General features: G+C 62.1%; 10 protein-coding genes and 1 pseudogene. 1 reads left to right on the plus strand and 10 read right to left on the minus strand.

What is annotated here, in order from left to right; all coding sequences use genetic code 11:
- Positions 1–59: 59 nt before the first annotated feature.
- The 8 genes from B0G81_RS02315 to B0G81_RS02350 form a co-directional block, all read right to left on the minus strand.
- Positions 60–1,262: an ABC transporter ATP-binding protein gene (locus B0G81_RS02315; RefSeq protein WP_134133258.1), complete on the minus strand. Its 1,203-nt coding sequence runs from the start codon at positions 1,260–1,262 to the stop codon at positions 60–62.
- Entirely contained in the window at positions 1,259–1,912 is a 654-nt protein-coding gene (locus tag B0G81_RS02320) for an ABC transporter permease (protein WP_121309576.1), read from the minus strand. Before B0G81_RS02320 ends, B0G81_RS02315 begins: the two co-directional genes overlap by 4 nt.
- A gap of 15 nt (positions 1,913–1,927) precedes the next feature.
- Complete coding sequence (locus tag B0G81_RS02325) at positions 1,928–2,824, minus strand: glycine betaine ABC transporter substrate-binding protein (protein ID WP_116122729.1); 897 nt, start codon at positions 2,822–2,824, stop codon at positions 1,928–1,930.
- Positions 2,821–3,537 carry an ABC transporter permease gene (locus B0G81_RS02330; RefSeq protein ID WP_116122730.1) on the minus strand — a complete coding sequence of 239 codons (717 nt, stop codon included), beginning with the start codon at positions 3,535–3,537 and terminating at the stop codon, positions 2,821–2,823. Before B0G81_RS02330 ends, B0G81_RS02325 begins: the two co-directional genes overlap by 4 nt.
- Positions 3,538–4,064: 527 nt before the next feature.
- On the minus strand, positions 4,065–7,088 hold the full coding sequence (locus B0G81_RS02335) for an FAD-binding and (Fe-S)-binding domain-containing protein (protein WP_134133262.1): 3,024 nt from the start codon (positions 7,086–7,088) through the stop codon (positions 4,065–4,067).
- Positions 7,089–7,121: 33 nt separating this feature from the next.
- The gene (locus B0G81_RS02340; protein ID WP_134133267.1) at positions 7,122–7,871 is read right to left on the minus strand and encodes a 2-keto-4-pentenoate hydratase; all 750 of its coding nucleotides are present in this window, start codon (positions 7,869–7,871) and stop codon (positions 7,122–7,124) included.
- Between the two features lie 38 nt (positions 7,872–7,909).
- Entirely contained in the window at positions 7,910–9,196 is a 1,287-nt protein-coding gene (locus B0G81_RS02345) for an MFS transporter (RefSeq protein WP_116122733.1), read from the minus strand.
- Positions 9,197–9,407: 211 nt separating this feature from the next.
- Complete coding sequence (locus tag B0G81_RS02350; RefSeq protein WP_134133273.1) at positions 9,408–10,628, minus strand: aminotransferase class V-fold PLP-dependent enzyme; 1,221 nt, start codon at positions 10,626–10,628, stop codon at positions 9,408–9,410.
- Positions 10,629–10,790: 162 nt separating this feature from the next.
- Here B0G81_RS02350 and B0G81_RS02355 point away from each other — a divergent pair, with 162 nt between their 5' ends.
- The gene (locus B0G81_RS02355) at positions 10,791–11,516 is read left to right on the plus strand and encodes a GntR family transcriptional regulator (protein WP_134133279.1); all 726 of its coding nucleotides are present in this window, start codon (positions 10,791–10,793) and stop codon (positions 11,514–11,516) included.
- A 252-nt stretch (positions 11,517–11,768) separates the two neighbouring features.
- Here B0G81_RS02355 and B0G81_RS02360 read toward each other — a convergent pair whose 3' ends face one another.
- Together B0G81_RS02360 and B0G81_RS02365 are read right to left on the minus strand one after the other, a co-directional pair.
- Positions 11,769–12,719, minus strand: coding sequence for a LysR substrate-binding domain-containing protein (locus B0G81_RS02360; protein WP_116122736.1), 951 nt, complete (start codon positions 12,717–12,719; stop codon positions 11,769–11,771).
- 28 nt (positions 12,720–12,747) lie between these two features.
- Positions 12,748–12,987 (minus strand): annotated as a pseudogene (locus B0G81_RS02365) (hypothetical protein); the annotation flags it as partial.
- Between the last annotated feature and the right edge of the window lie 40 nt (positions 12,988–13,027).

Genomic DNA, 13,027 nt, shown 5'->3' on the forward strand with positions numbered 1-13,027 from the left:
GGGCAGTTCGGGGGCGACTCCCGCCGCCGCGCTCGCGCAGCATAAGGAAGTCGCGCGGTTCACGCATGATGAACCGTTGCAGCCTGCACGGCCGCCGCTTCCGCAGCGGCAACAGCAGGCGACACGATCGCCGGCTGTCCGGTCTGCCGGCGCGAGCGCCCCGAGCTGAGATAGTCCGCAATCGAATCCTGCGTGACTTCGCCGACGTAGCGGCCGTCGCCATCCAGCACCGGCATCCATGACGAATTGAACTGGTACATCTTCGAGAGCACGATGCGCAGATGTTCCTCCGCGCCGACCGTCGCCTTGAACGCGGACAAATGATCGCCGCACACGCCCTGGCCCGCGCGCGCCGCGCGGCGCGTCACATAGCCGAGCGCCTGCTGCCTGTCATCGACGATGGTCAGGTAGCGGCTGTCGCTGTCGTCCATCATCTGGAAGGCGCGCGCGACCGGCATGTCGGCATGCGCGGTTTCCGGCTGCGTGGCGGCGTCGCCGGCCTTCACCAGCAAGAGACGCTTCAACGTGCTGTCCTGACCGACGAACGCGCCGACGAACTCGTCGCGCGGATGTGCCAGCAATGTATCCGGATGATCGTATTGCACCAGTTGACCACGGCGGAACACGGCCACACGGTCGCCGAGTTTGATCGCCTCGTCGATGTCGTGGCTCACCATGATCACCGTCTTGTTCAGTTGACGCTGCATCTGGAAGAACTCGTTCTGGATCGATTCGCGATTGATCGGGTCGACCGCGCCGAACGGCTCGTCCATCAGCAGCACGGGCGGATCGGCGGCCAACGCGCGAATCACGCCGATGCGCTGCTGCTGGCCACCCGACAGTTCACGCGGATAGCGCTTCAGATACTGCTTCGGATCGAGCGCGACCATCGCCATCAACTCGGTGGCGCGTTCGCGGCAACGTTTCTTGTCCCAGCCGAGCAGGCGCGGCACGACCGTGATGTTCTCCTCGATCGTCATGTTGGGGAACAGGCCGATCTGCTGGATCACGTAGCCGATGTGACGGCGCAATTCCACTTCGTTCAGACCGGAAGTGTCCTCGCCGTTGATCAGCACGCGGCCCGAAGTCGGCGCGATCAGCCGGTTGATCATTTTCAACGTGGTGGTCTTGCCGCAGCCCGACGGGCCGAGAAACACGCAGATTTCGCCTTCGCCGACAGTCAGGCTCACGGAGTCGACCGCCTTCACCTGCTGGCCGTCCTTCTGCGTAAACGTCTTGGTCAGTTTGTCGAGTTCGATCATGTCTTTTGTACTCCCTTCGGGGTCAGCAAGCGTTGCAGCGCTTGCAGCAGCAGGTCGGCGACGATCGCGAGCACGCTCACGAGCACGGCGCCCACCAACAGTTTCATCATGTTGCTCTGGCCGATCGCGCGGATGATCAGCGTGCCGAGACCGCCCGCGCCGATGACCGCGGCGATCGTCATCACGCCAATGTTCATCACCACCGCCGTGCGCACGCCGCCGAGAATCACCGGCACGGCAAGCGGTAAATCGACGAGGCGCAGCCGTTGCCACACCGTCATGCCGATGCCGATGCCCGCTTCCTTGATGCCGGGGTCGACGTTGCGCAGCGCGAGGTAAGTGTTGCGCATGATCGGCAGCAGCGAATAGAGGAACACCGCGGTAATCGCCGGCACCGCGCCGATGCCCTGGCCGAAGCGCGAGAACACGGGAATCATCAAGCCGAATAGCGCGATGGAAGGCAACGTCAGCACGACCGTCGCCACGCTCAGCAGCGGCGCGGCGAGCCACTCGTGCCGATTGATCAGGATACCCAGGGGTACACCGACGACGATCGCGCAGCCCACCGCAATCCCCACGAGCCACACGTGTTGCGCGGTGAGTTGCAGCAATTCAGGCCAGTTGGCCGATAGATAGTCGAATACAGTCATAAAGAAGATCTCCGCTCAGGGCAGCTTGTGCGTGCGCAGGAATTCCGCCGCCACTTCGCGCACCGGCTTGCCGTCGATATCGACTTGCTTGTTCATCTCCAGCATCGTGTCGTTGTTGAGCGCGTCGGAGAGCGCGTTCAATTGCGGCGCGAGTTGCGGGTTCTGGTCGAGCGTCGTCTTGCGCACCACCGGTGTGGCGTTGTACGCGGGGAAGTAGTGGCGGTCGTCTTCGAGCGGCGTGATATTGAAGCCCTTCACGCGGCCGTCCGTCGTGTAGATCAGTCCGATCGGCACCTGGTTGTTATGCAACGCGGTGTAGACGAGACCCGGATCCATCTGACGCGTTTCCTCGCGGCTGAACTGCATACCGTAGGCTGCTTCGAGCGGCTTCAGGCCGTCGGGGCGATTGGCGAACTCCGCATCCATTGCGAACACGTGCTTCTTGTTCGGCTCCGCGGCCATCTTCGCCGCGAGTTGCGAAATCGTGCGGATGCCTGTTTGCCGCGCGACTTGCTCCGGTAAACCGAGCGCGTACGTATTGTTCAGCGGCGAGCAGTCGAGCCAGATCAGACCACGTTTTGCATCGAGCGCTTTTACGCGTTCGTACATCGTCTTCGGATCGAGCTTCTCGGTGATCTTGTTGTAGACGATCGCGGCGGTGCCAGTGTATTCCCACGTGATGTCGACCTGACCGTTCTCCTGCGCGCTGCGCAACAGCGTGCTGCCGAGGCCGGTGCGGGCGTCGATCGTGTAGCCCTTCGCGCGCAGGTACTGCGACGTGATCTCGGTAAGAACGTACTGCTCGGTGAAATTTTTTCCACCGAGTACGAGCGTCGCCGCGTTAGCGTGAATACTCGCAAAGAGCAATGCGCCAGCGGCGATCCAGCGGCTGCGCTTGAACAGATTCGTCATGCCGTCACCCCACGTCGCGCGAGCAGGTAGCGGCTGCCGGTCGAGACGATGCCGTCCAGAACCAGTGCGAGAATCGCGGTGGCTGCCGCGCCGAGCAATAGCTGCTGCTGGTTGTTCAGATAGATGCCGGGAAAGATCAGCGTGCCGAGACTGTCCGCGCCGATCAGATAGGCGAGCGGCGCGCTGCCCACATTGATTGCGAGCGCCGTGCGCACGCCGCCGATGATGATCGGCATGGCGTTGGGCAGCTCCACACGCAACAGCGATTGCCAGCCCGTCATGCCGAGGCCGCGCGCGGCCTCGCGCAATGCGGGCGAGACGTTCTTCATGCCTTCATAGGCATTGCGTGTGATGGGCAGCAACGACGCGAGAAACAGCGCCACGAGCGCCGGAATATCGCCGATGCCGAAGATGCCGAGCGCGATCGCCAGCACGGCCAGCGAGGGAATCGTGTTGCCGATGTTGAATATCTGCATGAGACGTTCGGCGTGACGCGCGAACGAGGGACGGCTCAGCAATACGCCGGCGGGAATGCCGACCAGCAACGCGAGCGCCATGGAATAACCGACGAGCAACAGGTGCCGCTTCGTGTAGTAGACAAGATCGGGCGCGTACTGATGGAGTGCGCCGGGGTCAATCGCGCGGCACAGCAATGCGACGACGATACCGATGGCTACAAGACTGCCGATCAGTCTGGCAGGACGTTGAATCATGAAGATGCGCCTCCTTGTTCGAGCGACGCACGGAAATAGCCGCGCCGCACAGGCGCCGTGACGGCGCTGCGAATGGGAAGTTCGGGACGCGGCACATGCCGCGAGGTGAACCGAGTGGTGCCGGAGGTTTGTTTTTCTCCCGGCGCGAAGGCGGGGTGATTTCGCCTTCGGCGGCGGACCAGTCAGCAAAACTGGTGCCAGATCCATCGATGATGTTGGATAGCAGCGCTAGGCTCCTATCCGGCGGGGTTTGGGTGCCCCTTTTGAATACCGGTTGTTTTACCGGCAACGGGGGCGGACGCAAACTGCTGCCAGGTTGCATCTAACCCCTTCTAACTTAGCTTATCTAGCTGCAATTTCGCGGTCAGGATACTGCGATTATACGGGCGATGCGTGGCTTCGTCTACCCATGTGGTTACTGCGGAGGAGTGGGACGGAACGCCGGCTTTGACTTTTGCTTGAGTTCCACTCTCCCGCAAAAGCTCACCGGCGGGTTTTTCAACGGCTTTTTCGGCTCCCGGAAACGCTCACCGCAACGCCATCGCCAGCACACGCGCCACGTGGATCGCGTCGACCCCCGCGCCGTCGTGAATCTGATGCCGGCAACTCGTGCCGTCCGCGACCATGAACGTGTCGCCGTCCATCTTGCGCACCGCCGGCAGCAGCGACAGTTCCGCCATCGCCTGTGACGTCGCGTAATGCTCGGCCTCGTAGCCGAAACTGCCCGCCATTCCGCAGCACGACGATTCCACCGTCGATACCTTCAATTCAGGAATCCACTTCAACACGGTTTGCACGGGCATGAAGGCGTCGAAGGCCTTTTGATGGCAATGGCCATGTACCAGCGCCTGCTGCTTCGCCAAAGGCTTCAGCACAAGCTGCAGACGCCCGGCCTTTTCCTCGCGCACCAGAAACTCTTCGAATAGAAACGCCTGTTTCGACAACCGCTGCGCTTCGTCGCCAAAGCCATAGTGCAGGAACTCGTCGCGCAACGACAGCAGGCAAGACGGCTCCAACCCGACGATCGGCACGCCGCGCTCCACGAACGGCTTGAACAGATCGAGCATGCGCCGCGCTTCCTGCTTCGCTTCATCGATGAGACCCGCCGCGAGGAAGGTGCGGCCGCAGCACACGGGCCGCTCGCCCTGGCGCGTGTTGAAGTGCACCGTGTAGCCCGCAGCCTCCAACACCTGCTGCGCGGCGCGCGCGTTCTCCGGCTCCATGTTGTTGTTGAACGTGTCGACGAATAGCAGGACTTCCTTGAGCGCGGCGCCTTGCCCTGCTTTGCGCGATGAAACCGCATCCGCCAAAAACGACTTCTTGAAGCGCGGCAAGCTTCGCTCGGGCGCGAATCCCACAGACCGCTTGAACCACGCCGACAGCACCGGCACGTTGTCGGCCAGCGCCATCAAGCCCGGCATGCGGCTCGCCGTCGACGCGTAACGCGGCATGAAAGCCACCAGCTTGTCACGCAGACGCAGCCCGTGACGCTTGACGCGCGCCGCCCGCGCTTCGATCTTAAACTTCGCCATATCGACGCCCGTGGGGCAATCGCGCTTACAGCCCTTGCAGGACACGCACAGATCGAGCGTCTCCTTCACGTCGTCGCTCGCGAGTCCCGCTTCGCCGAGTTGACCGGAAATCGCGAGGCGCAATGTGTTCGCTCGTCCGCGAGTGACGTGCTGCTCGTCCTTCGTCACGCGATAGCTCGGGCACATGCTGCCCGCGTCGAACTTGCGGCAGTGGCCGTTGTTATTGCACATCTCGACGGCCTTCGCGAGACCGCCGGCCAGATCCTTGCCGCTGCCCGGCAAGGTCTCCTGTCCGGTCAGCGGATCGCGTTCGACATTCCAAGCCGACCAGTCGAGCGCCGTTTCTATCCGATGTTCCTTGTAGCCCGGCGCGAAGCGGAAATTGCGCGCGTCGTCCATCTTCGGCGGACGCACGATCTTGTCGGGATTGAAACGGTTGTCCGGATCGAATAGCGCCTTGATTTCGCTGAACGCCTGATTCAGACGCGGCCCGTATTGCCAAGCGACCCATTCGCCGCGGCACAATCCGTCGCCGTGTTCGCCCGAATACGCGCCCTTGTATTCGCGCACGAGTGCCGCCGCTTCATCGGCGATGGCGCGCATCTTCTGCGCGCCATCGCGGCGCATGTCGAGAATCGGCCGCACATGCAGCGTGCCGACGCTTGCATGCGCATACCATGTGCCTTCCGTGCCGTTTCGGTGGAACACTTCGGTGAGGCGGCTCGTGTATTCGGCCAGATGTTCAAGCGGTACGGCGCAATCTTCGATGAAGGACACCGGCTTGCCATCGCCCTTCATGCTCATCATGATATTGAGCCCCGCCTTGCGCACTTCCCACAGCGCTTTCTGTTCGTTCGCGTCGGGCATCTCGACGACTGAATCGGGCAAGCCGAGATCGGCCATCAGTTCCGTGAGCTGCTTGAGCGAAGCAAGTTGCGCGTCGCGGTTCTCGCCCGCGAACTCCACCAGCAGAATGGCTTGCGGCTCACCGACTAGCGCCTTGCCGATCACCGGACGAAACGCCGGATTGCTCATCGCCAGATCGATCATCGTGCGATCGACCAGTTCCACCGCCACCGGCTTCAGCTTGACGATATGCTGCGTGAGATCCATCGACTGCCAGAAAGTCGGGAAGTTGACCACGCCGAGCGTTTTATGCGTGGGCAGCGGCGCGAGCCTGAGCGTCAATTGCCGGCTGAACGCGAGCGTGCCCTCCGAGCCGACCAGCAGATGCGCAAGGTTCGCGACGCCGTCGTCGGTATAAGCGCGCGGGTTCTGGCAATCGAACACGTCGATGTTGTAGCCCGCCACGCGGCGCAAAACCTTCGGCACACGCGCGACGATTTCGTCGCGCTCGCGTTCGGCGATCTGCTTCACGCCCGCAAGTATCTGCTGCAAGCGCGCGCCTTGCGGCGCCTCACGCAACGAGTCGAAATGCGCTTCGCTACCGTCGGCGAGAATCGCATCGATCGATTCGACGTTGTGCACCATGTTGCCGTATTCGATCGAGCGCGAGCCGCACGAATTGTTGCCGGCCATGCCGCCGATCGTGCATTGCGCGGCGGTCGAAACATCCACCGGAAACCATAGTCCATGCGGCTTGAGCCATGCGTTCAAATGATCCAGCACGACGCCCGGCTCGACCGTCACCGTGCGCGCTTCGGCATCGAAGGCGACGATATTGTTCAACCACTTGCTCGTATCGATCACCAGCGCTTCGCCGACCGTCTGCCCGCATTGGCTCGTGCCCGCGCCGCGTGCGAGCAGCGGCACTTTCTCGCTGCGCGCGATTTCCAGTGCGATGCGCAGATCGTCCTGGTCGCGCGGCACCACCACGCCGATCGGCGTGATCTGATAGATCGACGCGTCGGTCGCGTAACGACCGCGGCTCGCCGCGTCGAACAGCACGTCGCCGCGCAGCGATTTGCGCAGATGCTGCGCGAGCGGACTCGTCAGCCGCGCGGCGGACGGAACGAGATGGATCGGCTTGACGAGTAAAGCGGAAGTGGGGTTCGTCATATCGTCGGCCTATGGCAAAGACAGGGGAAGCGGCTAGTACAGCGTGAGGCTGACCGGTGCGAGTCCTTCAATGCGCCCGCTCGCCGTACCCGCCGTCTTCGGAAAGAACATGCCGGTGTATGAACCGGCCGTGATGACCATCTCAGGCGTCACGGCAATGCCGCGCGACGTGGCGTGATTGACGAGCCACGTCAGCAGGCGCCGCGGATCGCCGGCCGGATTGGCGGGCGTGGCTTTAACCACATCCTGTCCGTCGAAATCGAATTGCAGCGAAGGCGCCACGAACGGAAAGTCCTCGCGATACGGCGTGAACTCGCCCACGATCAGCGCGCCGTGATTCTGCAAGTCCGCGAGTTGAGCTAGCTTGTCGACGGCGGGCCACCCGGCGTAGCGGCTCGCCACGATTTCGATGGTCGCGCCGATCGAGTCGATACTCGCCAGCACTTCGGCCTCGCTATACGGCTTGGCGGAAACATCGAAGCGCCGCCCGAAACGAAACGCGATTTCCAGTTCGAGCCCCAAGGGCGTGAAGTCTTGGTGCGGCAAACGGGCGCCGTCGGCATGCAGGTCGAGGTCGAGTAAGGGCGCGCCCTGGATTGGACCGCTCTCGGACTTCGCGCCGATTTTCCAACCAGCGATCCGCGCGCCGCATGCGTCCAGGATCTCGTGCTGGATTGCGTAGGCCGCGGCGGCATCGGCTGGAATTTGCTCGGGCAGCAACGTGTCGAGCGTGGCGTGATTGCGGCGTGCGTCGGCGAGAAGCCGGCTGAGTGCTGTCGTCATAGTGTCGTCATGCGGAGAGGGGAAACGGCGCGGTGTGCTCAAGCGCCCATACCCGTGGCGACATGCGCTTTGTCAGCCGCGTTGAGCGCGAATTTGCTTTCCGGCTGCATGCGGAACGCGAGCACCACGCCGATCGCCATTAACAGCATGCTGCCGACGAACGGCAATTCCCAGCTACCGAAGTAGTCGATCAGAAAGCCGCCGACCACCGGCGAGATGATCGCGGCCAATGCCGAGCCGGTGTTCATCATGCCGCTCGCCGTGCCCGAATATTCCGGCGCGATGTCCATCGGAATCGCCCACATCGGACCGATCGTCATTTCGGCAAAGAAAAAGCCGGACGCGAGACACGCCATGGACAGATACAGGCTGTGCGTGAACATCAGCGGAATCAGTGAGAGCAGGCAGAAGAACATGCAGACCGACACCATCCAGCTACGTGCGCGCTTCAGGCTGCCGGTGCGCGTGAAGATCCAGTCGGTCACGATACCGCCGAGCGTGTCGCCGATCACACCGGCGAAGAACACCACCGAGGCGAAGATCGCCGACTTCTGTAATTGCAGGTGATAGCTGTGCAGAAAGTATTGTGGAATCCAGCTCAGGAACAGCCACAGCGTCCAGCCGTAGCAGAAGTACACGATCGTGACGGGCCACATGCGGCGAAACAGTTTGCGCCACGGCACGCCGGCGGCTTTCGGCTTGGGCGCGGGCAGCACGGCGAGTTCGTCGCTCGTGATACGCGGATGGTCTTTCGGATGTTCGGTAAACGTGAAGGCCCACACGGCAACCCACAACAAGCTGAACACGCCGCAAATATAAAACGATTCGCGCCAGCCCCAGGTCGCCATCACGAGCACGATCAGACCGGGCGCGACCGCATTGCCGATCCGCGACGCCGCGTGTGTGATGCCCTGCGCGAAGCCGCGTTTTTCCTTGGCGACCCAACGCGCCATCGCGGACGTGGCGGCGGGAAACGTCGCGCCTTCGCCGAAGCCGAGCAGCACGCGCGCGGCCAGCAGCGAAACCAGCCCGCCGGCGAAACCCGTCAGCAACGTGGCGACGCCCCAGATCGCGCCGCAAAAAATCAGCGTGCGTTTCGCGCCGAAGCGATCGCTGACCCACCCGCCGATGATCTGAAAGATCAGATACGGATACGCGAAGGCCGAGAACACCAGGCCGACCTCCGTATGCGAGAGATGGAATTCCTTGCCGAAACCCGCAGCCGCAGTGCTAACGTTGACGCGGTCGAGGTAGGTGATGAAGTACATGATGCAGAGCATCACTAGAACGATACTGGTCGCACTGGTCACACGAAACCGCTTCATCGTCTATCTCCATTGCATGTGTCGACGGCGGGCCTGAGATGGCGCGCTGCGTCGTTGCCCGGCGGCGGCTTGCGCCGCGGGACCATTGCATTCGTTCGTGCCGCGTTCTGTGCGCGGCTTCGTGAGGGAAGTGCTCCCCGCCTTCCCGGTTCCGCAAGTCGCTGCTGGCTGTGCTTCGCTCGATGCCCCAAAGAAACAGTTCGGGGCGTACTCAGGCGGCGGCTTTCAGGCCGGATGCCTTCGTCGGCTGGCTCAACCACTCCATAGCGGCAGGTAAGCCACTTTCCTTGAGCGGCACGCCTGCGAGCCGCAGACCCATTTCGCAGCCGGCCAGCGTGGCCAGCAGCATCAGGTCGTTGCAGTCGCCGAGATGGCCGATGCGGAACATGCGCCCTTTCATCTTGCCGAGGCCCGTGCCGAGCGACATGTCGAAGCGTTCGTAGATGAGCTTGCGCACCGCATCCGCGTCGATGCCGTCGGGCATCATCACGCCCGTGAGCACCGGGCTGTACACCGACGGATCCGCACACTGAATTTCCAGGCCCCACGCACGCACTGCGCGGCGCGTCGCTTCGGCGAGACGTTCGTGACGAGCGAACACGTTGTCGAGCCCTTCGCCGAGAATCATTTCGAGCGCTTCGTTAAGGGCGTAGAGCAGGTTCGTGTTCGGCGTGTACGGCCAGTAACCGCTCTTGTTCATCTCGACAATGTCGGTCCAGTCCCAGAAACTGCGCGGCAGTTTGGCCTGCTTGCTGGCGGCCATGGCTTTCGGCGAGATCGCGTTGAAGCTGATGCCCGGCGGCAGCATCAAGCCTTTTTGCGAGCCCGAGACGGTGACGTCGACGCCCCATTCGTCATGACGGTAGTCCGCACACGCGAGGCCCGAAATCGTGTCGACCAGCAGCAAGGCCGGATGACCCGCGGCGTCGATTGCACGGCGCACGGCGGCAATGTCGGAGGTCACGCCCGTGGAGGTTTCGTTGTGCACCACGCACACGGCCTTGATTGCGTTCTGCGTGTCGGCACGCAGACGCTCCTCGATCATTTGCGGCTGCACGCCGCGACGCCAGCCTTCAATGCCCGGCAGCCCGAGGAACTCCGGCTTCAGCCCGAGGCTTTCCGCCATCTTTTTCCACAGCGTGGCGAAGTGGCCGGTCTCAAACATCAGCACGTGATCGCCGGGGCTCAGCGTGTTCGACAGCGCCGCTTCCCAGGCGCCCGTACCCGAGGCCGGGTAAATCACCACAGGTTGCTGCGTCTTGAAGATTTTCTTGATGCCGTCGAGCACCTTAAGACCGAGTTCGCCGAACTCTGGACCGCGGTGGTCGATAGTCGGGTAGCTCATCGCCCGGAGGATACGGTCGGGCACCGGGCTCGGACCCGGGATCTGCAAAAAGTGACGGCCAGCGGGGTGAAAGTCTAGCTTGAGCATTGGGGCTCCTCCGATTGAATTTTGCATTCAAAAAACTATATCAGACGATCTGCGACGATCCCAAGGCGAAAATTGCGTGTCGTCACCGGTGTTTACCCGCGCTGTTAACTAATCTTTCAGCTTCCGATAAAATCAGAGTTAATGGATGTTGAGGACTTTTGTATGCAAAATTCGGATTTCGAGGCGAGCATCGCCGCTTCCCCGCTGATGCCGAAGGTCGAGCGGCAACGCTTGCATGACACGGTGGTAGAGCACATTCGGCGCTTCATCGTTGAAGGCGTGCTCGAGCCGGGCAAGAAACTGAACGAGCGCGAGCTGTGCGAAACGCTCGGCATTTCACGCACACCGTTGCGCGAGGCGCTGAAGGTGCTGGCCGCCGAAGGGCTGATCGAGATTTCGCCGAATCGTGGCGCGTCGGTGTCGAAGATGTCGGAGGCCGAATTGCGCGAGACCTTCGAACTGATGAGCGGCCTCGAAGCCTTTTCCGGCGAACTGGCGGCCGAGCGGATGACGGCGGCTGAACTCGCCGAGATCAAGGCGCTGCATTACGCCATGCTCGCGTGCCGCGCGCAGAACGATCTCGCTGGGTACTACAGCCGCAATCAGGCGATTCACGACAAGATCAACGAGGCGGCCAGGAATTCAGCGCTGCGGCAGACTTATGTCGCGGTGAATCGCCGCTTGCAGGCGCTCAGGTTCCGGTCGAACTTCCAGATTCCGAAGTGGGACAGCGCGATTCACGATCACGATGAAATGCTGAAGGCGCTCGAAGCGCGAGATGGCAAGAAGCTGAGTGCGATTCTTCGGCAGCATCTGCTGGATAAGCGCGATGCGGTTTTACAGGTGCAATCGCGGGAAGCGGCGGCTGCCTCGCCGTTGAAGACTTGAGGTGAGTTGAGTGAATGCAGTGGAGCGCCGGTTGCGTTTGGCGTTAGTGTGAGTTTGCACGCCTGCGCCAATGGCAAAACCTGGCCACCTAAAATTTGGCAAGGCTGTGGGCAAGGTTCTTACATCTTGGGCAAGTGGTTGATGCAAAGGGTGTATCGGCCGGTGGGTCACGCATGAGCATGAGCCGCGCCACGGCAAGCTGGTCTGTCGCCTCGGTGCCGCGCAGATTCAGCGCGACCACGATGCCTAACCTCAAACAAGTATTTCCACGGAGTGCAACGCCCGGAGAATCTCCGGCGTTCGTACCCATGATTCGTCGCGGATCGTATCGATCAGGCAGTCTATAAAACAATTCGACACGGCATCGGGGGGCTTTCCGGCACGCGTGATGATGCCGACCGTCGACTCCTCGAGTTGTTCTCGCACGGGGATCGCGCAGAGCCCTTCGTGCGCCGCGCATAGCTCGATGAGCGGCCATGGGAAGATGCTGACCATATCCGTGCGCTTGAGCAGCGAAACGGCGACGGCCAATGAGTGAAGAAAGTGAATGCTGCGCGGCACGGTCAACCCGTACTGCGCGAACATCTTGTACGGCGTCCGCCCTTCCGTTTCAGGATCCAGCGCCACGAGCCAGTCGAGATCGAGCAGGTCGACCAACGACCGGCTGTCCGCACGCGAATGACCTTGCCGCGCGACAATCGCCCGGCCCGAAGAAAACAGCGGCCGGTAAGCGAACTCCGAGCCTGTCGCGCCCGGCGTTTGCCTGCCCACATAGATGTCCAGGCTGCCGTCGCGCAAACGCGGATTGGCAATCGCAGGTAGACCTTCGAAGATCTCCAGTTGGATGCCCGGCATCCTTGCGCGAAAGCGCGTAACAGCTTCCGGGAGAAACGTCATTGTGACCCACGCCGACACGGCCACGGAGAGGCGCCCGTGCGGATCGCCGCGCATCGCATCCACGGCCCGTTGCGCATGTGTTATTTGCGCGACGACGAGGCGCGCATGGACCAGCAGCGTTTGCCCGCATTCCGTGAGTGTCACGCCTGACGATGTGCGCGCCACGAGCTGCATTTGAACGGTCTCCTCCAGATACTGAAGGTTTTGAGTGACCGCCGCGGGCGAGGAATTGAGCAGTCGCGCCGCGCCGCGGACGCTGCCCGCGTCGGCAATGGCGACAAGCGCACGTAACTGATGAATTTTCATTGCACTTTCAGATTAACGGTGCCACCGGCAAACGCTCGTTGGTCTGCGTATCCGGATACGTGTCGGACAACAGCCAGCGCGGATCGACGGGCGAATACGTCATGTGACCGTTCTCTGTCAGCACACCCTCGCCGACGACATCGACCTGACCTGAATCACTGTCCTCGTAATGATGGTAGTGAATGCTGCCCGCATGCGGCCCCCAGACGATGATGTGCCGCTCGTCCCGCCACAGTGGGTGAGAAATCTGGTACTCGGACTTCTCGTAGAAGTGATGCTTACCCCTCGACTCCAAGCGGTGTACGGCG

This window comes from Paraburkholderia sp. BL6665CI2N2 (assembly GCF_004366535.1).
In the GTDB taxonomy this organism is placed as follows: Bacteria; Pseudomonadota; Gammaproteobacteria; order Burkholderiales; family Burkholderiaceae; genus Paraburkholderia.